Annotated in this window: 19 protein-coding genes; 5 read left to right on the plus strand and 14 right to left on the minus strand. The window is 64.2% G+C overall.

All coding sequences use genetic code 11. From position 1 onward, the window contains the following. Positions 1-88: 88 nt before the first annotated feature. Positions 89-889, minus strand: a complete 801-nt coding sequence (locus tag AC07UX_RS01490) for a class I SAM-dependent methyltransferase (protein WP_495190259.1) — start codon at positions 887-889, stop codon at positions 89-91. 111 nt (positions 890-1000) lie between these two features. After that, positions 1001-2530, minus strand: coding sequence for a TadA family conjugal transfer-associated ATPase (locus tag AC07UX_RS01495; RefSeq protein ID WP_495190260.1), 1530 nt, complete (start codon positions 2528-2530; stop codon positions 1001-1003). 428 nt (positions 2531-2958) lie between these two features. Between AC07UX_RS01495 and AC07UX_RS01500 the strand changes: the two genes are divergently transcribed. Next, positions 2959-3966: a glycosyltransferase family 2 protein gene (locus AC07UX_RS01500; protein ID WP_495190261.1), complete on the plus strand. Its 1008-nt coding sequence runs from the start codon at positions 2959-2961 to the stop codon at positions 3964-3966. Further along, entirely contained in the window at positions 3939-4664 is a 726-nt protein-coding gene (locus AC07UX_RS01505) for a class I SAM-dependent methyltransferase (RefSeq protein ID WP_495190262.1), read from the plus strand. The genes AC07UX_RS01500 and AC07UX_RS01505 overlap by 28 nt, the downstream gene beginning before the upstream one ends. On the opposite strand, the gene AC07UX_RS01510 is transcribed toward AC07UX_RS01505, so the two are convergent. The 8 genes from AC07UX_RS01510 to AC07UX_RS01545 form a co-directional block, all read right to left on the minus strand. Next, the gene (locus AC07UX_RS01510) at positions 4656-6173 is read right to left on the minus strand and encodes a hypothetical protein (protein ID WP_495190263.1); all 1518 of its coding nucleotides are present in this window, start codon (positions 6171-6173) and stop codon (positions 4656-4658) included. The genes AC07UX_RS01505 and AC07UX_RS01510 overlap by 9 nt on opposite strands. An 85-nt stretch (positions 6174-6258) precedes the next feature. Beyond that, positions 6259-6513: an ATP synthase F1 subunit epsilon gene (locus AC07UX_RS01515; protein ID WP_495190264.1), complete on the minus strand. Its 255-nt coding sequence runs from the start codon at positions 6511-6513 to the stop codon at positions 6259-6261. Positions 6514-6566: 53 nt separating this feature from the next. Next, positions 6567-8027 carry a F0F1 ATP synthase subunit beta gene (atpD, locus tag AC07UX_RS01520; protein ID WP_495190265.1) on the minus strand — a complete coding sequence of 487 codons (1461 nt, stop codon included), beginning with the start codon at positions 8025-8027 and terminating at the stop codon, positions 6567-6569. Between the two features lie 21 nt (positions 8028-8048). Further along, entirely contained in the window at positions 8049-8933 is an 885-nt protein-coding gene (locus AC07UX_RS01525) for a F0F1 ATP synthase subunit gamma (protein ID WP_495190266.1), read from the minus strand. 3 nt (positions 8934-8936) lie between these two features. Then, positions 8937-9560 (minus strand): LysE family translocator, encoded by a 624-nt coding sequence (locus tag AC07UX_RS01530; protein WP_495190267.1) that lies wholly within the window; start codon positions 9558-9560, stop codon positions 8937-8939. A gap of 6 nt (positions 9561-9566) precedes the next feature. Beyond that, entirely contained in the window at positions 9567-11096 is a 1530-nt protein-coding gene (gene atpA / locus AC07UX_RS01535; RefSeq protein WP_495190268.1) for a F0F1 ATP synthase subunit alpha, read from the minus strand. 3 nt (positions 11097-11099) lie between these two features. Then, complete coding sequence (locus tag AC07UX_RS01540; RefSeq protein ID WP_495190269.1) at positions 11100-11654, minus strand: F0F1 ATP synthase subunit delta; 555 nt, start codon at positions 11652-11654, stop codon at positions 11100-11102. A gap of 183 nt (positions 11655-11837) precedes the next feature. After that, positions 11838-13409 (minus strand): S1C family serine protease, encoded by a 1572-nt coding sequence (locus AC07UX_RS01545; protein ID WP_495190270.1) that lies wholly within the window; start codon positions 13407-13409, stop codon positions 11838-11840. Positions 13410-13523: 114 nt separating this feature from the next. On the opposite strand from AC07UX_RS01545, the gene ada reads away from it, so the two are divergent. Both ada and AC07UX_RS01555 read left to right on the plus strand, forming a co-directional pair. Continuing rightward, positions 13524-14588 carry a bifunctional DNA-binding transcriptional regulator/O6-methylguanine-DNA methyltransferase Ada gene (ada, locus tag AC07UX_RS01550; RefSeq protein ID WP_495190271.1) on the plus strand — a complete coding sequence of 355 codons (1065 nt, stop codon included), beginning with the start codon at positions 13524-13526 and terminating at the stop codon, positions 14586-14588. 77 nt (positions 14589-14665) lie between these two features. Further along, positions 14666-16180 (plus strand): hypothetical protein, encoded by a 1515-nt coding sequence (locus AC07UX_RS01555; RefSeq protein ID WP_495190272.1) that lies wholly within the window; start codon positions 14666-14668, stop codon positions 16178-16180. On the opposite strand, the gene AC07UX_RS01560 is transcribed toward AC07UX_RS01555, so the two are convergent. After that, positions 16098-16415: a DUF1289 domain-containing protein gene (locus AC07UX_RS01560; protein WP_495190273.1), complete on the minus strand. Its 318-nt coding sequence runs from the start codon at positions 16413-16415 to the stop codon at positions 16098-16100. The two genes, AC07UX_RS01555 and AC07UX_RS01560, sit on opposite strands and share 83 nt — an antisense overlap. Positions 16416-16442: 27 nt before the next feature. Continuing rightward, positions 16443-18611, minus strand: a complete 2169-nt coding sequence (locus AC07UX_RS01565) for a primosomal protein N' (protein ID WP_495190274.1) — start codon at positions 18609-18611, stop codon at positions 16443-16445. A gap of 80 nt (positions 18612-18691) precedes the next feature. On the opposite strand from AC07UX_RS01565, the gene fsa reads away from it, so the two are divergent. Beyond that, on the plus strand, positions 18692-19345 hold the full coding sequence (gene fsa, locus AC07UX_RS01570; RefSeq protein WP_495190275.1) for a fructose-6-phosphate aldolase: 654 nt from the start codon (positions 18692-18694) through the stop codon (positions 19343-19345). Positions 19346-19421: 76 nt separating this feature from the next. Here the strand turns inward: fsa and AC07UX_RS01575 are convergent, their stop codons facing one another. Together AC07UX_RS01575 and AC07UX_RS01580 are read right to left on the minus strand one after the other, a co-directional pair. Beyond that, positions 19422-20213: a 3-hydroxybutyrate dehydrogenase gene (locus tag AC07UX_RS01575; protein WP_495190276.1), complete on the minus strand. Its 792-nt coding sequence runs from the start codon at positions 20211-20213 to the stop codon at positions 19422-19424. Continuing rightward, positions 20210-21403, minus strand: a complete 1194-nt coding sequence (locus AC07UX_RS01580; RefSeq protein WP_495190277.1) for a DUF3734 domain-containing protein — start codon at positions 21401-21403, stop codon at positions 20210-20212. The genes AC07UX_RS01575 and AC07UX_RS01580 overlap by 4 nt, the downstream gene beginning before the upstream one ends. Between the last annotated feature and the right edge of the window lie 5 nt (positions 21404-21408).

Here is a 21408-nt window from a genome sequence, read left to right on the forward strand (position 1 = left end):
AGTGGGCGATGGGGGCGGTCGGCGGCGGTCACGCCCACGCCTTAGCCCGGTCACGCGATGGCGCAACCGGGCTAAGCGAAAAAATGGCTTACTTGGCCGGCTTGCGGAATTTCAGCGTCATGCGGTCGCTTTCGCCGATCGCCAGATATTTGTCCTTATCGACATCCTTCTGGCTGAGCGTCGGCGGCAGGGTCCACACGCCTTTGGGCCAGTCGGCCGTATCCTTGGGATTGGCGTTCACCTCCGACGCGCCGACATATTCGAAGCCGGCGGCCTGCGCGATGCGACGGATGGTGGAGACCTTCAGGTAACCGCTGCTCTTTTCCAGCGCGATATCGCGATCTTCGGGCAGGCGATGATCGACCACGCCCAGCGTGCCGCCGGGTTTGAGCATATCGAAGAAGGCCTTGAACGTGGCGGCCTCGCTGCCCGCCATGACCATGTTGTGGACGTTGCGGAAGGTAAGGACGGTATCGACGCTGTTTGCCGGAATCGCGCTATTTTGCTCAGGATAGGCGACGACCTTCACCTTGCCATAGGCGTCCGGCTTGGCAGCAAGAAACTGCTTGTAGCCGTCCAGATAGCGGCCGGTGGGTTGCAGGGCGTAGAAGGTGCCGTGGTCGCGCAGCAGCGGCGCGAGGATTTCGGTGTACCAGCCGCCGCTGGGTGCATATTCGACGACGGTCTGGGTCGGCTTCACGCCGAAGAAGGCCAGCGTTTCGGCCGGGTGGCGATATTTGTCGCGCACGATGTTCGTCGGGGTCCGGCTGGACGCGGCGATGGCGGTGGCGATCGGGTCGGCCGCCTTGTGATGACCGGCATGTTGGGCGATGACGGCGCCGGCTGGCAGGATCATGGCGGCGGCGGCAAGCAAAGCGGGAAGGCGCATCGGGCAATCCTCTCTCGTGGAATGAGGGAGGGTGTGCCGCCTGTAGCGGCCCGGCGCAAGGGGTGGCTGGCGATCAAAGGGCGCCAGCCACAATAAGTTACCGATGGACGGTCAGAGGCAGGCTTCCAGGAAAGGCTGGTCGAAGCCGAACATGCGCGCCTTGTCGAGCGTATAGGGACGCAGGCCCATCGAGCGATATTCGCCGATGATCTTCCCGCTGTCATCCTCGTCATGATATTCGAACTTGAACAATTCCTGGGTGACGATGACGTCGCCTTCCATGCCGATCACTTCGGTCACGTTGGTGATGCGACGGGAGCCGTCGCGCAGGCGCTTCACCTGAATGATGAGGTCGACCGAATCGGCGATCTGCTTGGAAATCGCTTCCTTCGGGATCTTGATGTCGCCCATCAGGATCATGTTTTCCATACGGCCCAGACATTCGCGGGGGCTGTTGGCGTGGAGCGTACACATGGACCCGTCATGGCCCGTGTTCATCGCCGCGAGCAGATCGAAACATTCCGCGCCACGAATTTCGCCCAGGATGATGCGGTCGGGCCGCATACGCAGGGCGTTCTTGACCAGGTCGCCGATGGTGATCGCACCCTGGCCCTCCAGGTTCGGCGGCCGGGTTTCGAGCGGCAGCCAGTGGGGCTGCTGAAGCCGCAATTCGGCCGCGTCCTCGATGGTCAGCACGCGCTCGCCCGGATCGATCATCTTCGACAGGGCATTGAGCATGGTCGTCTTGCCCGAACCCGTACCGCCCGAAATGACGACGTTGAAGCGGCAAGCGCCGGCGATCTTCAACGCGGTCGCCATCTTCGGGCTCATCGCGCCCCATTGGGCGAGCATGTCGATCGTGATCGGCTTGGCGGAGAATTTACGAATGGAGATCGCCGTGCCCTTCAGGCTGAGCGGCGGCACGATCACGTTGACGCGGCTGCCGTCGGGCAGGCGGGCGTCGGCCAGCGGTGTGGTCTGATCGACGCGGCGGCCGACCTTGTTCACGATCCGCTGCGCGATCTGGAACAGATGCTCCTCATCGCGGAACTTGATGGGCGCGATGACCAGCTTGCCCTTCTTTTCGATATAGGTCTGCTCCGGCCCGTTCACCATGATGTCGGTGATGTCCGGGTCGTTGAGCAATTCTTCCAGCGGGCCAAGGCCCAGCAATTCGTCGACCAGCACCTTTTCCAGCGCGAACTGCTCACGCCGGTTCAGCGTCAGCTTCAGTTCGGCCAGCACTTCCATGATGATCGGGCGGAATTCTTCCGCCAGCTCATCCTTGGTCAGCGTCGCGGCGGCTTCGGGATCCACGCGCTCCAGCAGACGGGGGAGCACCTGTTCCTTGATCTTGTGGACGCTGGCTTCGAAACCCTGCGGCCCCGCGTCGGGCACATGCTCTGAATTGGCGCGATCGGACAGGCGCGCCATGGCGTCGGCATTGCGCTGCATCTGGCTGGTGGGGGCCGCAAGCGGATCGAAAGGGGCTTCGCCCGGCAGGGACGCGATATCGAGCGGCGGGAACTGATCGCCACCACGCGGCGCCTCTTCCTTGAGGCCGCCGCCCTGCATGGGGCGGGCAACGCCGAAGCCGGGCTTGATCCCGGCAGGTCCATTCTTCCGTCCAAAGGCGCTCATACTTCTCCGCCACTCTCTCGCGATCGGCACGAATAGCCCGGAGGGCGCCGATCCAATCTGGGTGATGAAGGTGAATAAGGCGGAAACTTTGACAAATGGCTAATGCCGCGGAAAGCTAATATCAGCAGCAGCGTGTCGGCCGTCGGACGCATGGGCGGGCGCGGTCATGTAGAGCCGGTTCAGTCCACAGATAAATATATTGGTGCGAATGGGTTAAGCCCGGTCGCAAGCAAAGCCGGCAACATCGACATGGCGCCGAACGAGGCCCGTATGCAGACAGGCTGCGCGTCACGGCGCAAAGGCGCGCGACCATCGGCTCAGCCATGCCGGAACATGGTAAAGAAACCATGTGCATGGCCGGCCCGCTTACGCGACGTTAACCATTGTGGCCGATAGCGGGTGCAGTTTTTCCGGGACAATTGCGCGCCATGCCGACCCTGTCGATCGTCATTCCCGTCTATAATGAGCAGGATGCCCTGTCCCTGTTCCTTGAGACGGCGCGGCCTGCGGTGGCGCAGGCGCTGGCGCTGGTCGGCCCGGATGCGCGGGCCGAATTTCTGTTCGTCGACGATGGCAGCTCCGACCGGACCGACGACATATTGGCAATCCTCGCTCGGCTGAATCCGGACATTCGCTGCCTGTCCCTGTCGCGCAATTTCGGCAAGGAAGCGGCACTTGCAGCGGGCATCGACCATGCGACCGGCGATGCCGTCATCCCAATCGACGTCGATCTGCAAGACCCGCCAGCCGTGATCGTCGATATGGTTCGGGCCTGGCTGGGCGGGGCGCAGGTGGTCAATGCCCGCCGCGCCGACCGGTCGAGCGACGGCTGGTTCAAGCGCTGGAGCGCGCATGGCTTCTATCGCTTGCTCAATCGGCTTTCCGATTATCCGATCCCCGAAAATGTGGGCGATTTCCGGCTGCTCGACCGGCAGGCCGTGGATGTCATCAAGCAATTGGGCGAGCAGGCACGCTTCAACAAGGGGCTGTTTTCCTGGATCGGTTTTAGGGTCGCGACCGTGGATTATGTCCGCGCGGCGCGCGGATCGGGCACGACCAAATGGCGCCTGGGCAAGCTCTGGTCGCTGGCGATCGACGGTATCACCGCATCGACGACCATGCCGCTGCGGATCTGGTCCTATGTCGGCGGCGGCATCGCGCTGCTGGCCTTTGCCTATGCGGCGTTCCTCATTGCCCATACCATGGTCACCGGTATCGACGTGCCGGGCTATGCGTCGATCATGGTCGCCGTGCTGGGGCTGGGCGGCCTTAACCTGCTGAGCCTGGGCATCATCGGCGAATATCTGGGCCGGGTGGCGCGCGAGGTGCGGCAGCGGCCGCTCTATATCGTCGCTGAACAATCGGCGCACGCGCCGATGGCGATAACCGTCAACAAGGACAGGGACGAATGGACCGATCAGCCTATGCGAGCATGAAAGCGCAGGAGGGTGACCATTGGTGGTTCGTCGCCCGTCGCGCCATATTGGACCGGTTGATCCGTGACCGGATTGCGCCACGCGATGGTGCGCGGATATTGGAGGCGGGCTGCGGGACGGGCGGCAATCTGCACATGCTGGCTTGCCATGGATCTGTCGATGCGCTGGAATATGATGCGCAGGCTCGCGACTTGGCCCATGCGCAGGGTGTCGGCCGGATAGAACCGGGCATGTTGCCGAGCCGCATCGGCTTTGACGGCGCGTCTTATGATCTGATCGCGCTGCTCGATGTGCTGGAGCATGTGGATGAGGATCGGGCCTCGCTGGCGGCGCTGCGTACACGGCTGGCGCCGGGCGGGCGGATATTGCTGACGGTGCCGGCCGTGCCGTGGCTGTGGTCCGATCATGATGTGCTGCACCATCATAAGCGTCGCTACACGCTGGCAGGATTGCGCGATGTGGCGGGGGCGGCCGGGCTGAAGGTCGAGGCGATCGGTTATTTCAACAGCCTGCTCTTCCCGCTGGCCGTCGCCACGCGCACTGCGCATCGACTGCTGCGCCGTACCGCCCCGCTCGACGCGAGGCCCGCCGCGCCGGTCAACAGCATGTTGCAACGGATTTTCGGCTGGGAACGGCATTTGCTGGGGCGCGTGCGCTTCCCCATCGGCCTGTCGCTCTACGCGATCCTGTCAGCCTGACCTGTCCTGGGGATGGTGCCAATGGCCATCCCAGCATCGGGCAGGATCGGCGACCTCGACCGGTGTGGGATGCACCGGCCGGACGATGGCGGGCATGGCGGACAGGGGCGCGATATAGCTGTGGATCGGGAAATCCCCGAAGCTCTGCCTCCACGCGCCGAAAATGCTGCATTTCACCTGCGGCGCAGGCGGATGGGACAAGGTGCGGCGCAGTTCCGTCAGCCCCGTCAGCGATCCGATCGCCAGCAATATCACCAATATACGCCGTATCTGTGCATCGTGCATCAGCGCGTCGGCCACCATGATCGCCAATATCGCCAAGGCCGTGATCGACCCGCGCATCATCATGTCGTTCGACCATCCGATCTGGATGAAGGGCACGATCAGCAACCAGGCTGCGATCAGTGCCAATGTGTCGCGGCCCAAACGCACATGCCGCGCCACCAGGGCGATCGGCACGACATAGACCAGCATTTCCAGCGGTTCGAATATCACCCATTGCGACAGCGGCGCCATGGCCAGACGAAAGCCGACACTGTCACCGGCAGCAGCCATATAGAAAAGGCCGGGTGCCGCGATCAGGCTCGCCAGGGCGGGCAGGGCGATATCCGTCCAGCGCAAGCGACGGCAGATCAACGTGCGTATGCCCGCCAGCAGCGCAAAGGGCATGGCCGCCATCAGCCCCAGCGGCGACCAGAGCGCCGTCAGCGGCAGCAACGCCAGCGCCGCGCCAAGCGGGATCTTCTCTGCGCGCCACAGCAGATAGGATAGGGCGCCGACCCACCCCGAAATGGCATGGTTGGGCACCCAGAAAGCCAGCGTCAGGGTGGAGGAAAATTGCAGATCGGACCAGACTTCCAGGCTGTCCGCATAGCTGCTTTTGATCAGCATAGCGCCCAGCGCATCGAGGCCGGAAAACAGGATGAAGACGGCCAGCACCACCATCTTGCCGCGCATCGTGCCGAACAATGTCGTGAACAGCGCCAGCAACATGCCCAGCAACAGGCTGTTTTGCGCCAGCATGGCCAGATCGCCGGCCCGCAGGCCCGCCAGCTTGGCGACCAGGGCGGGCGCCAGAAACATGCCGACAGGGGCCCGCAACACCTCCGGCTCGGCGCGCATATAGGCGAACGGCCAAGGGTGGATGCTCATGTCGCGTAGGGCGGCGAAGCGGACCTGCCAGTCGATATTGGCGTAGAAAAAACGCCCCTGACCGCCCAGCATCATCACCATCGTCGCCAGCATGATGCAGGCCAGCAGCATGGCGACCGAAGGACCGGCAAAGCCGCGCGTCAGGCGGACGATCGCCGCGCATATCAGGCCGATCGCGATAGCGCCCAGGCCATAGGCATAGAGCGGCATGGCATCCAGAAAGCGCCAGAGCAGCAACTGTCCGATGCCCAGCCACGCTGCCAGCGCCGCAAGCAGCCAGCCGCCGGGCACCTTCCGGACAAACAGATGGTTGGCGGAAAAAGACGGGGTGGGCCTGGAGTGGGGAGATGCGGTCATGTCCCGCACGGTCATGGCAAAGAAAAAGGGGCGCGGAAAGCGCCCCTTCAAACGATCATCCGCTGATCCGACGATCTTTGGCAGATCAGCCCGCCTTTTCGGCCAATACCGTCAGGCCCTTTTCATTCACCTCGGCAAAGCCGCCTTCGACCGGAATGATTTCCGGTGCGGCGCTGGCCGTCGCGAACAGCTGGATATTGCCGTCGCGCACGGTCGACATGAAGGGCGCGTGACCCTCCAGCACGCCGAAGTCGCCGTCGGTGCCGGGAACGACCACCTGATAAACCTCTTCCGAGCGGACGAGCTTTTCAGGGGTCACGAGTTCGAAATGCAGTGCCATTTTGTTTGATCCTAAGCCCCTCCCTTTCAAGGGAGGGGATATGGTGGTTCAGCTTAGGCCGCTTCGGCAGCCAGCTTCTTGGCCTTTTCGACGGCTTCGTCGATGCCGCCGACCATGTAGAAGGCGTTTTCGGGGAGATGGTCATATTCGCCTTCGACCACGGCCTTGAACGACTTCACCGTGTCTTCGATCTGGACGAACTTGCCGGAGATGCCGGTGAAGACTTCGGCGACGTGGAAGGGCTGCGACAGGAACTTCTGGATCTTGCGGGCGCGGGCGACGGTCAGCTTATCTTCTTCGCTGAGTTCGTCCATGCCCAGGATCGCGATGATATCCTGCAACGACTTGTACTTCTGAAGGATCGACTGCACGGCGCGGGCGGTGTCATAATGGTCCTGACCCACGGTGCGCGGCTCCAGAACGCGGCTGGTCGAATCCAGCGGATCGACCGCCGGATAGATGCCCAGTTCCGAAATGGCGCGGTTGAGAACGGTCGTCGCGTCCAAGTGCGCGAAGCTGGTCGCCGGCGCCGGGTCGGTAAGGTCGTCCGCGGGAACGTACACGGCCTGCACCGAGGTGATCGACCCCTTGTTGGTGGAGGTGATGCGTTCCTGCAACGCGCCCATGTCCGTCGACAGGGTCGGCTGATAGCCCACGGCCGAAGGAATACGGCCGAGCAGGGCCGACACCTCCGCGCCCGCCTGCGTGAAGCGGAAGATGTTGTCGACGAAGAACAGAACGTCCTGATTTTCGACGTCGCGGAAATATTCGGCGATGGTCAGACCCGACAGGGCGACGCGCGCGCGGGCGCCCGGCGGTTCGTTCATCTGGCCATAGACCAGCGCAACCTTCGACCCTTCGCTGATCGCGTTGCCGTCGGCATCCTTGGCGATGACGCCGGCGTCGAGGAATTCGTGATACAGGTCGTTGCCTTCACGGGTACGTTCACCCACGCCCGCGAAGACCGAGGTGCCGCCATGGCCCTTGGCGATGTTGTTGATCAGTTCCTGGATGAGAACCGTCTTGCCGACGCCGGCGCCGCCGAACAGGCCGATCTTGCCGCCCTTGGCATAGGGGGCCAGAAGGTCGATGACCTTGATGCCGGTGACCAGGATGCTGCTTTCGGTCGACTGATCGACGAATTCAGGCGCCTTGGCATGGATGGCCGAGCGCAGTTCGGTCTGCACCGGGCCGCGTTCGTCGATCGGTTCGCCCACGACGTTCAGGATGCGGCCGAGCGTGGCCGGGCCGACGGGCACCTTGATCTGCGCGCCGGTGTCGGTGACGTCCTGGCCGCGGGTCAGGCCCTCGGTCGAGTCCATTGCGATGGTGCGAACGGTGTTTTCACCCAGATGCTGGGCGACTTCCAGCACCAGGCGCTGGCCGTTGTTGCTGGTTTCCAGCGCCGAGAGAATGGCCGGGAGCGCATCCGGGAAGGTCACGTCGACGACAGCGCCGATGACCTGCGAAATGCGGCCTACATTGTTGGTGCCAGCACCTGAGATTGTTGCCATGACTTATGTCCTTGCCTGCACTTAAAGGGCTTCGGCGCCCGAGATGATTTCGACGAGTTCGGTGGTGATCGCGGCCTGACGGCTGCGGTTATACTGGATGTTCAGCTTGTTGATGAGGTCGCCGGCATTGCGGGTCGCATTGTCCATCGCGGTCATCGACGCGCCCTGTTCGGACGCATTGTTTTCCAGCAGCGCCTTGAACAGCTGGATCGAGATGTTGCGCGGCAACAGGTCGTCCAGGATCGCTTCCTCGCTCGGCTCATATTCCACCGTGGCGGGGATGGCGTTGCGGTCGGCGTCGGCCGGGATCTTGACCGGGATCAGCTGCTGCTCGGTCGGGATCTGCGCAAGGGCCGACTTGAAGCGCGAATAGAAGAGATGCGCGACGTCGAACTTGCCGTCCAGGAACATCTTGGAGAGTTCCTGCGCGATGGCCTGCGCCTGGGCGAAGCCCGGCTCCTTCGTGCCGGTCGTGTCATATTGCGCGACGATCTTGCCGGGATAGGTGCGGCTGATGACCGGGCGACCCTTGCGGCCGATCAGGTAGAATTCCACGGTCTTGCCGTCCAGCTCCAGTTCGCGCGCCTTGGCCAGGGCGGCCTTGACGATATTGGCGTTGAACGCGCCGGCGAGGCCGCGGTCGCTGTTGGCGACGACCAGCAGATGCACCTGATCCTTGCCGGTGCCCGCGAGCAGCGGCGATGCGCCTTCGCCCGAACCGCCTGCGATTTTCGAGGCGAGGCTGGCCACCACGGCTTCGAGGCGGGTGGAATAGGGGCGGGCGGCTTCGGCAGCGGCCTGCGCCTTGCGCAGCTTCGCCGCGGCGACCATCTGCTTGGCCTTGGTGATCTTCTGCGTCGACTTCACCGAGTCACGGCGAAGCTTCAGTTCCTTGAGGCTAGGCATAGTTCAAACATTCCGAGCAAGGGCCAGACGGCCCGCGAGACCAAAGAAACCGACGCCCATGGCGCCTTCGAACCAGCGCATCGCGCTGCTTTGACCGACCTTGCGGCCCGCCTTGGTAGCGAGCAGCGCGAGCAGCGCGCACCAGACGAAACCCAGTGCATAGACGATCGCGATCAGCAACATGCCCTGCCACGGCGCATCCGGGCCGGTGCCGACGAATTGCGGCAATGCGGCCAGGAAGAAGATCGCGACCTTCGGGTTCAGCACGGTGCTGACGAAACCCTGCATGAAGGGCGATCCGCCGATCCGCAGCTTTTCCGTCGTTGCAGGCGCAGGCTTGATTGCGCCGCGCAGCAATCCGATGCCCATCCAGGCCAGATAGAGCGCACCGGCGATCTTCACGCCCATGAACAGCCCCGGCACCGCGTTCAGCACGCTGAGGAAACCGAAGCCGCACAGCAGCATGTAGAACAGACCGCCCAGCTGGATGCCGCCGATCGCCGCCATCCCCGCCTTCAGCCCACGGCGCGCCGCGTGACCGGCCACCAACATGGTGTCCGGCCCCGGCAGCAGCACCAGACCGATCGACATCACGGTCCAGGCGAGAAGGGAGTGGGCGGTCAGCACTGCGATTTAGGCGAAGGTCTTGCCGAACGAGTCCAGCGCAGCCTTCAGCTTGCTCTTCGCATCGTCGCCCAGATCCTTGCTGTCGCGGATCGCGGTCAGCACTTCGGGATGGTCGTGGCGCAGATAGGCCAGCATCAGCTCTTCGTAACGGGTCACGTCCTTGACCGCGACGCTGTCGAGATAGCCGTTGGTGCCCGCGAAGATCGATGCGGTCTGCTCTTCGAACGGCAGCGGCGAGAACTGGCCCTGCTTGAGCAGCTCCGTCAGGCGCGCACCACGGTTCAGCAGCTTCTGCGTCGAGGCATCGAGGTCCGAGCCGAACTGGGCGAAGGCCGCCATTTCGCGATACTGCGCCAGCTCCAGCTTGATCGAGCCGGACACCTTCTTCATCGCCTTGGTCTGCGCGGCGGAACCGACGCGCGACACCGAAAGGCCCACGTTGATGGCCGGGCGGATGCCCTGGTAGAAGAGGTTGGTTTCAAGGAAGATCTGGCCGTCGGTGATCGAAATCACGTTGGTCGGGATGTACGCGGAAACGTCGCCTGCCTGCGTCTCGATGATCGGCAGCGCGGTCAGCGAGCCGGAGCCGTTTTCCTTGTTCATCTTGGCCGCGCGCTCCAGCAGGCGGCTGTGCAGATAGAAAACGTCGCCCGGATAGGCTTCGCGGCCCGGAGGACGACGCAGCAGCAGTGACATCTGGCGATAGGCGACCGCCTGCTTCGACAGATCGTCATACACGATGACGGCGTGCATGCCGTTGTCGCGGAAATATTCGCCCATGGTCACGCCAGTATAGGGGGCGAGATACTGGAGCGGGGCGGGTTCCGAAGCGGTCGCGGCGACGACGATCGAATATTCCATCGCGCCATTTTCTTCGAGCTGCTTGACGATCTGCGCGACGGTCGAGCGCTTCTGGCCGATCGCGACATAGATGCAGTAAAGCTTCTTGCCCTCGTCATCGCCGGCGTTGGCGGCCTTCTGGTTGATGAAGGTGTCGATCGCGACGGCGGTCTTGCCGGTCTGGCGATCGCCGATGATCAGTTCGCGCTGGCCACGGCCGACGGGGACCAGGGTGTCGATGGCCTTGAGCCCGGTCTGCACGGGTTCATGGACCGAGGTGCGCGGGATGATGCCGGGCGCCTTGCGCTCTACGCGCATGCGCTGGTCGGACACGATCGGGCCCTTGCCGTCGATCGGGTTGCCCAGGCCGTCAACGACGCGGCCCAGCAGGCCCTTGCCGACGGGTACGTCCACGATGGTGCCGGTGCGCTTGACGGTGTCGCCTTCCTTGATTTCGGCGTCCGAGCCGAAGATCACGACGCCGACATTGTCGGCTTCCAGGTTCAGCGCCATGCCCTGCACGCCATTGGCGAATTCGACCATTTCGCCCGCCTGGACGTTGTCGAGGCCGTGGACGCGGGCGATGCCGTCACCCACGGTCAGCACGGAACCGACTTCGCTAACCTGCGCTTCGGTACCGAAATTGGCGATTTGGTCCTTGATGACCTTCGAAATTTCTGCGGCGTTGATATCCATGACTTAGCCTTTCATGGCCTGTGCGAGCGTATTCAAACGGGTACGGATGGAGCTGTCGATCATCTGGCTGCCGATCTTGACGACCAGCCCGCCCAGGATCGCGGGATCGACTTTCGCGTCGAGCGTGACATTGCGGCCGACGCGCGCCTTGAGGCTCTTGGCGAGGGCGGCGGTCTGGTCGGCGTCGAGCGGGTGGGCGCTCGTCACTTCGGCGCGGGCTTCACCCTTGTGATTCGACAACAGCGTTTCATAGGCGCGGATGACGGCGGGCAACTGGCCCAGGCGACGGTTCTGCGCGAGCACGCCCAGAAATTTCGTCGTCAATGCGTCGGTCCCCATGGAGGATACGACGGCGGCGATCGTCTTGCCTGCTGCGTCACGGCTGAGAACCGGACTGTTGATCAGCCCCTTGAAATCGGGCGACTGCGCAATAGCTTGTTTCAACCCGGCCAGGCTCTCCGCCACCGTGTCGAGCGATTGTGCGTCGCGCGCCAAGTCGAACAGCGCCACCGCGTAGCGGCCGCTGAGACTGGCCTGAATGCCGCTATTAATCTCCACGCGCCTGCCGTCCTCCGTGATTTGCGGGTCATGCAAAAAGAGGGCGCGGTCTGATCCGTCCCGAGCCCCTGTTGCCGGGCCGGTTAGCAGTGCGATTATGACTATGCAAGTCATGTGACGCGATTCCATCGATAGTGCGAAAAACGCCCTATTTGACTGAGTATTTCAGTCGCGACGAATCGGTCATTCGGCAGGGTCGACCGGTGCAAGCCGTCCTTTCTGGCAATGGTAGACGATCCGCTCATTGGGTTGGGCCGGAAGCAACGTTGTCATGTCGCTCTGGAGCGTCGCGATCCGCGACAGCAGTCCGGAGTCGTTGCCGCAGCCCTTGATCGGCGCCTTGCCCGGACCGTCCTTCAACAGGGCGCGGGCCTTGTCCATCGTGTCGATGTCGGGCAGCCAGCGCTGCACGCGCAATGTACCGGTGGCCGGGTCGAACTGGCTGCTCGTCACATAATTATGGTCATCGGGCACGGACGTGCGCTGCCACACGGTACCCGACGCGACAAATTGGGTGTCGCCGTTGACGCAGCCCCCATCGGCCCAGTTCAGCCCGATATCATTGGGTTGCGATACGGTAAGGCGGCTGCGGGCCAGATCCACCTTGCAGATATTCTCGCCGGTCCAGGCGAAGGCGCCATTGCCCACCACGCTCTTGTCGGCGGGCAGTTTCATCCGCTCGTCCACGCTGGCGAAACTGGGGCGCAGGAAGAAGAGGCCCAGCGCCGCCAGCAGCAGCACGCCGCCACCGGCCAGGAACCAGGTGGCCTGTTTTTCCTTGCCCTGATTGTAGAACAGGCCGCCCGCGCCCAGGCCCAGCACGGCAAGGGCCAGGAGCACGGCGGCGCCCGCCATGGCATTTTCGCGCGCCGTGATGATGTCGCGTTCGGCGGCATCGCGGGCGCGGGTCATTTCCTGCTCGCGCGCGTCGGCGCTGGCGCGGCTCTTCTGCTCGGTCGCCTGCGATTCGCGCTGGGTGATGCTGGCTTCGGCGGCGTCGGCCTCCGCCATCGACCGGCAGGGGACGACGGTATGGAGCGACGATACGCCCGCCTGCCGCAGGAAGGAGGCGACCTCGCGCCAGGAGACGGCAAAGCCGAACTCCGCGTCATTGCCGTCCGACACGGACCCGAAGCTGTTGACGCCCAGCACCCGGCCGCAATCGTCGGCCAGCGGCCCGCCACTATTGCCGGCCGCCAGCGGGGCGGTGTGCAGGATGGTGTCGAAACTCTGGCTGGCCCGCCCTGAGGAGATGTTGCCGCTGGTCTTCACCGTGGCGAGCGGCTCCACCAGCTGCTTGAGGCCCAGTCCCTGCGCCCGGTCGACCGTGCCGGGATAGCCGATGGCGGTGACATGCTGCCCGTCCGTCACCGCGCCGGCATAGAAGGTCGATACCGGCAGATGCCCTTCCTCCAGCTGGATCAGGGCCAGGTCGTTGCCCGGCGAATAGGCGATGATTCGCCCGCCATAGGTCTTGGTGCCCTCCGACGGGATCACCCCGATGACCAGATTCTTCTCTTCGCGCGCCAGTTCGACGACATGGGCGTTGGTCAATATCTTGTCCGGTGCGACCGCAAAGCCGCTGCCATGGCCCACGAAATAGGCGTCCGATCCATCGGTCGCGACCAGCGCGACGCGGACCACGCCACGCGCGGCGGCGGCGATATCCTGCTGTTCGGCATGGAGGGACGCTGGCGCCAACAGCGCGAACGTGAAGCCAAGGATCGGGGCGAAGCGGCGAAGGAGAGCGGTCATAGCTGTGCGCATCAATATTGCATGGCGCGCGCCGTGCAATGTGGAAAAGACGAAATGCTTTGATCGCAAGGCGTGGGAAGCATGGCGACGGGCGGTCGTCTATCCCCTATCGTCATGAACCAGATGACTCGCCTTATTCCCGCTCCGCTGCCCGCCATGCCCGATCCGGACGCCTGCTGGGACGCTTTTCTGCGCCGCGATCGGGCGATGGACGGGCTGTTCGTCGGCTGCGTCGCCACGACCGGCATCTATTGCAAGCCCAGCTGCGCGGCCCGTCACCCCAGGCGGGAAAATATGTCCTTCCAGCCCGATCCGGCGGCGGCGCGGGCGGCTGGCTTTCGCGCCTGCCTGCGCTGCCATCCGGACGAAGTCGGGCGCGACCGGCTGGCGGTGGAAAAGGCGATCGCCTTTATCGAGGCGGCCGAGGAGGTGCCCTTGCTGGATATGATCGCGGCCCATGCCGGCTATGCCCCGCATCATTTCCATCGCCTGTTCAAGCGGGAAACGGGCCTGACCCCGGCCGCCTATGCGCGGGGGCTGCGCGCCGCCCGGCTGAAGGATGCATTGACGCGGGAGGGTCGCGTGACCGACGCCATCTATGAGGCGGGCTATAATGCGCCCAGCCGCGCCTATGCCGATGCGAGCCGGCATCTGGGCATGACGCCGACCGCGTGGAAGGATGGTGGACGCGGCGTTTCCATCCGCTGGCGTACGGTGGACAGCAGTGTGGGGGCGATGCTGGTGGCGGCGACGGACAAGGGGCTGTGCCGCATCAGCTTCGGCGAAGGGGAGGCGGAACTGCGCACCCGTTTTCCGCAGGCCGATCTGCAACCGGCCGATGCGGCGCTGGACGCGATGGCGGAACGGGTCGCCAGGATGGTCGATGATCCGGCGGCCGGTGCGGACCTGCCGACCGATGTGCGCGGCACCGCTTTCCAGCAAGCGATCTGGGCTGCTTTGCGCGCCATACCGCCGGGCGAGACGCGCAGCTATGGCGAGATCGCCGCCGCGATCGGTCGCCCCGGCGCCGTTCGCGCCGCCGGCACGGCCTGTGGCGACAATAATCTTGCCGTCCTCATCCCCTGTCACCGCGTAGTGCGCCGTGATGGCAGCATGGGCGGCTATGCCTGGGGTCTGGACAAGAAACAGGCGCTGCTGGCCAAAGAAAAAGTCAAGTAACGGGAAAATTTCATCTTTTCATCCGGTCAGCGCTGCGCCACCCTGCCATCACGATCTTTTGGGGGAAGAGGGCATCAATGCGATTGTGGGTAAGGGCGCTGGCTGGACTGGGCCTGGCGATGGCGAGCATGGGGACGGCGCAGGCGGCATGGTGGCAGGCGCAGACGCAGCATTTCACCGTCTATAGCGAAGGCCGGGACGAAACGCTGCGCAACTTTGCCGAGCGGCTGGAGAAGTTCGACTTTCTCCTGCGCCGGGTGACGGGCGTCGACAGTCCGGACAAGGGCAGCCCGGTCAAGGTTTACCTCCTGTCCAGCGAGGCAAAGGTCAAAGAACTGGCCCGCAATCCCAATATCGCGGGCTATTACACCACGTCCGATCGCACGGCTTTTGCCTTCCTGGCGCGCGGGGCGAAGACCGGCAAGTTCGACACCGGCGCCGAAGAAATATTATTCCACGAATATACCCATCATTTCATGCTGCACCATTTTCCGGCGGCCTACCCGGCCTGGTATGTGGAGGGCTTTGCGGAGTTTTTCTCGGTCGTCGATTTCCCCAAGGATGGGTCGATCCAGTTCGCCAAGGTGCCGATGGGCCGTGTGCCGGGGCTGGTATTGGGACAGCCTTATCCCCTCGCTCAATTGCTGTCCCGCACGACCGAAGGCCTGAACCTGAAGGATGGCGATCGCTATTATGGTACCGCCTGGCTGCTGACCCATTATTATTTCCAGAACAAAAATGCGCAGACCGCGGCGATGTCTCGCTATCTCAACGATCTGGCGCAGGGGAAGCCGGGCGTGCAGGCGGACAGCTATTTCGAAGGCGGGGTGGCAGGGCTTGAGAAGGCGCTCAAGGCCTATATGCGCACGCGCCTCTCCATGTCGGTGCTGAAGCCGCAGGAAATGAATATCGGTACGATAACGCTCCTGCCGATCGATGGCGCGCAAGCCGCCCTGGTGGAGGATGAACTGCACCTCATCAACCGGCCGCAGCAGGACGAAATTCCCGCTCTGGTCGCGTCGATCCGCGCCATGGCAGCCAAATATCCCGACAGTGCCTATGCCTGGGCGCTGCTGGCAGAGGCGGAGTGGTACGCTGAACAGGCGGACGCGGCGCTGGCCGACGCCGATCGCGCGATCGCGCTCGATCCTCAATCCTCCCGCGCCTATGCGGTGCGCGCGCAAGCCTTGCTGGCTCGCGCACAGGACAGCGACAAGCCGAAGGATTGGAAGGCGGCGCTGACCTCCATCGTGCGTGCCAACCGCGCAGATACCGAAGACCCGGTGCCGCTGGCGCTCTTCTACCGCTATCATGCCATGCGGGGCGGAAAGATGCCCGATATCGGCTATGACGGGTTGTACAAGGCGTTCAGCCTCTTGCCCCAAAGCCCGCGATACCGGTTCCAGATCGCGGAGGCGATGGCCTATCGCGGCGACTATGCGGCTGCCTCGACCATGCTCGATCCGATCGCCTTTTCCCCGCACGGATCGGACATGCGGCAATCGGCGATCAGGATGAAGGCGGATTATGACGCGCAGGCGGCGGAAAAGAAGGTCGGCGCAAAGGCTGGAAATCCTCCACCCGCTTCATGACGGCCGCACGTTGCGTGTCGCCCAGGCTGCGCCAATGGACGATCTCCTCGATCGTTCGGCCGCAGCCGGTGCAGGCGCGCCGGTCGCGGTCGAGCGAACAGAGGTTGCGACAGGGGCTGTCCATCCCGCAAACTAGCCTGCCCGGCCGTTCTGCACCAGCGATGAAAACATGCCGATCCCGGATCAGAAGGCCGCGATAGGCCGGATCGGCGGCGCGCTTTGGGCTGCGCACCATTTGCAGGCCTTCGGGGCTGAACGGCCACTACATGAAGCTGTAGGGATCGACATCCACCGCAACCCGCGTGCCTGATTTCCAGGCAAGATTGCCCAGCCATTCGCGGATCGCCGCCTGAATATCCACCTGCCGCGCCGCATGGATCAGCAGCCGATGCCGATGCCGTCCGCGCAACACGGACAGTGGCGCAGGGGCCGGGCCATACACGCGCATCCCCTCGATCACCGGCGCCGACTTGCCGATCAGCCGCGCGGTCTGCGCCGCCTCGTCCGCATCCTCGCTCGACACGATGATCGCGGCGAAGCGGCCGAAGGGCGGCGCATTGGCGCGCCGCCTGTTCTCCGTCTCCACCGCGTAGAAACGCTCGGTATCGCCTTCGATCAGCGACTGGATGACCTCGCTGCCCGGCATGCGGGTCTGGATATAGACCTTGCCCGGTTTTTCGCCGCGCCCTGCACGCCCGGCGACCTGCACGATCTGCTGGAAGGTCCGCTCGGCCGCGCGCAAATCGCCGCCCTCCAGCCCCAGATCGGCGTCGATCACGCCCACCAGAGTGAGGTTGGGGAAATGATAGCCCTTGGTCACGAGCTGGGTGCCCACGATGATATCGACATCGCCCGCCTCCACCGACTTGACGAAATCGGCGGCGCGGGCGGGCGACCAGAGCGTGTCGGACGTAGCCAGCGCGATGCGCGCCTGCGGCCATAGCGCTTTCACCTCGTCCGCGATCCGCTCCACGCCGGGGCCGCAGGCGACCAGACTATCCTCTTCCTTGCAGTCCGGGCAGCGGCGCGGCGCGGGGATGACATGGCCGCAATGATGGCAGGCCAGGCGATGGGTTAGTCGATGTTCGACCATCCAGGCGGTGCAATTGGGACATTGGAAGCGATAGCCGCAATGGCGACATAGCGTCAGGGGCGCATAACCGCGCCGGTTGAGGAACAGCAGGCTCTGTTCCCCCTTCGCCATCACCTCGTCGATCGCCTTGACCAGCGGCGGCGCGATCCAGCGGCCCCGCTCGGGCGGATCGGTCAGCAGGTTTACGCCTTCGATCCCCGGCATTTCCGCCCCGCCATAGCGCGACGGCAGCTTGATCTCCGCATAGCGGCCCAGTTCCACCTGATGCCGGGTTTCGATCGCCGGGGTGGCCGACGCCAGGATGACCGGGAATTTCTCGATCAGCCCGCGCATCACCGCCACGTCGCGGGCATGATAATGGACGCCATCCTCCTGCTTGAAGCTGGCCTCATGCGCTTCGTCCACCACGATAAGGCCGAGATTGGGGTAGGGCAGGAACAGCGCCGACCGCGCGCCGACAACCACCTGCGCCTGACCCGATGCGATGGCGCGCCAGGCCCGCCGCCGCTCGGTCTGGCGCAGGCCGCTATGCCAGTTGACCGGTATGGTGCCGAACCGCTTTTCGAAACGCTCCAGAAAGGGTTCGGTCAGCGCGATTTCGGGCAGCAGCACCAGCACCTGCCGGTCGGCCCGGATTGCCGCCGCGATCGCCTCGAAATAGACCTCCGTCTTGCCCGAACCGGTGACGCCGTCCAGCAGGAAGGGCGCAAAGTCATGGGCGCGCACCGCGTCCGCCATCTGCTCTGCCGCGCTGGTCTGCGCGTCCGACAGGGCGGGCTGGGCATGGGCCGGATCGGGCATGGGGAAGGGGGTATCGACGCTCACCTCCACCGGCTCGAAGATGTCCTGCTTGATAAGGCCGCGGATGACCGCGTCGCTCACCCCGCCGATCATCGCCAGTTCGCGAATCAGGCCCTGCCGCTCACCGATCCGCTCCAGCGCCTGGGCCCGCTGCTCTGTCATGCGGTCGGGCACCGCCCCGGTCGCCCGATATTCGATGACCGTGCGTGTCCCCTCCAGCGCAGCCATGGACGATAGCGCCATGCGCAGCACGGCCGCCGGAGGGGCCAGATAATAATCCGCCGTCCATTCGATCAGCCGGCGCAGCGTTTCGGGCAGAGGCGGAGCATCCACCACCTCCAGCAGGTTGCGCAGCCGATTGTCACCGACCGTCTCGATATCGGGAAAGCTGTCCTCCTCCCACACCACGCCGATCAGCTGGCGGGGCCCGAGCGGCGCCACGACGATGCTGCCGGGCTTGACGGTCATGCCATGGGGCACCCGATAGTCGAGCGGACCAAGGGCGGCGTTGAGGATGAGGACGCGAGCGCGGGACATTGCGCCCATGTAGGACAGGCGGCCCCCAAGACGCTATAGGCGCGGGCAACGAATCACTTTTTTGCGCAAAGGGCATCCCTGTGAAATTCTTCGTCGATACCGCCGACACTGCCGACATCCGCGATCTGGCCGCCACCGGCCTGCTGGACGGCGTCACCACCAACCCGTCGCTGATCGCCAAGTCGGGGCGCAAATTCCTGGAAGTCGTCGAGGAAATCTGCGGCATCGTGGACGGCCCCGTCTCCGCCGAAGTCGTCGCGCTCGATCATGAGACGATGATGAAGGAAGCCGAAGTGCTGCGGAAGATCGCGGACAATGTCTGCATCAAGGTGCCGTTGACCATCGACGGTCTCAAGACCTGCAAGGCACTGACCGACGAGGGTACGCTCGTCAACGTCACCCTCTGCTTTTCCGCCAACCAGGCGCTCCTCGCGGCCAAGGCCGGCGCCAGCTTCATCTCGCCCTTCGTCGGCCGCCATGACGACAACGGCTTCGATGGCATGGCGCTGATCGGCGACATCCGCCTGATCTACGACAATTATGGCTTCGACACCGAAATCCTGGTCGCGTCGGTCCGCCACCCCATCCATGTGCTGGAAAGCGCCCGCATCGGTGCCGACGTGATGACCGCGCCGCCCGCCGTCATCCGCATGCTTTCCAAGCATGTGCTGACCGACAAGGGCCTGGAAGGCTTCGCCGCCGACTGGGCGAAGACGGGCCAGACCATTCTCTGATCCGACGAAACCCGCCCGCATCCCTGTAGGGAGCGGGCGGGTGCGTTTTTTCGGACGCGCGGCAGGCAGTTCAGCCTTATTGCGCGGTCCATCCGCCGTCGATCGACAGGTTCGCGCCCGTCACCTGCGCAGCGGCGTCGCTGCACAGATAGAGGGCGGTCGCGGCGACCTGCTCGGCGGTCACGAACTGCTTGGTCGGCTGGCCGGCGAGCAGCACGTCGTTCATCACCTGCTCGCGGGTCAGGCCGCGCGCCTTCATCGTGTCGGGGATCTGGTTTTCAACGAGCGGGGTCCAGACATAGCCGGGCGAGATGCAGTTGGCGGTGATGCCGAAGGTCGCGACTTCCAGCGCCACCGTCTTGGTAAAGCCCGCCAGGCCATGTTTGGCCGTCACATAAGCGCTCTTGAACGGCGATGCGACGAGCGAATGGGCCGAGGCGGTCTGGATGATCCGGCCCCATTTCCTGTCCTTCATGTGCGGCAGGGCAAGGCGCGTCGTGTGGAACGCGCTGTTCAGGTTCAGCGCGATGATCAGATCCCATTTGTCGAGCGGGAATTCCTCCACCGGCGCGACATGCTGCATGCCGGCATTGTTGATGAGGATGTCGACGCCGCCGAAATTGTCGGCCGCTTCCTTCATCATCGCCTCGATCTGGTCCACCTTGGTCAGGTCATGGCCCGAATAGAGCGCCTTGGCGCCGCTCAACGCTTCCAGCCCGACCCGCTCCTTCTCGATCGCGTCGGCATCGCCGAACCCGTTGATGACGATGTTCGCGCCTTCGCCCGCCAGCGCCTTGGCATAGGCCAGACCAATGCCGGAGGTAGAGCCGGTGATCAGGGCGGTCTTGCCGTCCAGGAATTTGCTCATGCCTTTTTCTCCTTGAGATGATCGGGTTCGTCGAGGTCGAAGGTCGCACTCTTCCCGTCCAGGATGTTGCGGGCGATCAGGTCGCCCTTGTGCATCACTTCCTCCACCGCCTCACGGCCCTGGCTCCAATGGTCCAGCATGGTGGCACGGGAAAATTCGAAATCCTTGGCGCCGCTTTCCCAGGCGCGCGACCGGTAGATCAGGTGGACGATATTGACCGACCCTTGATCCAGGCACTGGCGCAGCGCCTGCGCCTCCGCACTGTCCTGCAATTCCGGCGGCAGCTTGCGCAGCAATGCCGCGATCGCGCCATGTTCCCGGCGCAGTCGCAGATACTGGTCCGTCACCTGGCGGGTGCGGCTGCTATATTGAATGTCCTTCATGCGCGCATAGACATCGGTCATGTGGCGCGGCATCGGCCCTTCGGCGGGGAAGAGATCGACCTGGAAGACCAGCATATCTTCCGTCTGGCGTTGCAGGACATGGGCGAGCGGCGTGTTGGAGACGAGGCCGCCGTCCCAATACCAGCGGCCATCGATCTCCACCGGGGGCAGGCCGGGGGGCAGGGCGCCCGACGCCATGATATGCCGCGCGTCGATGCGCGTATTGCCACCGGGGCCGCGCGTGTCCCAATAGGCAAAATTGCCCGACTCCACATCGACTGCGCCCACCGACAGGCGGACCGGGCCATCGTTCAGCAGATCCCAGTCGATACAGGCGTCCAGCGTCGCCTTGAGCGGAGAGGTTTCATAGAAGCTGATCGCGCCGGGCGTGCCTTCGGGCATCAGCGTCGCGGGCCAGAGGCGCGGGCGGAACATGCCGGGCACGCCGAATGTGGCGACGGTGGCGGCCGCACCCAGATGGGCCGCTTCGCGGATATGGTCGATTTCGGGCAGGATCATGTTGGGGATCCCGCCCGACAATGTGTACCAGAATTTCTTGAGCCGGCTTATACGGCGATGCGGCAGATTGCCGGCGATGATCGCCGCGTTGACCGCGCCGATCGAAATGCCCGCGACCCAGCTGACATCCACGCCCAGTTCGTCCAGCCGTTCATAGACCCCGGACTGAAAGGAACCCAGCGCGCCGCCGCCCTGCAACAGCAGCGCGACTTCACGGGGGAGGGGGAGGGGCGTGCGCGCGCGACGCGGCGGCTTCGCATCCTGGCGGGGGGATTCACTATCAGCCATGTCGC

Source organism: Sphingobium sp. GW821-FHT02B05, from assembly GCF_059421905.1.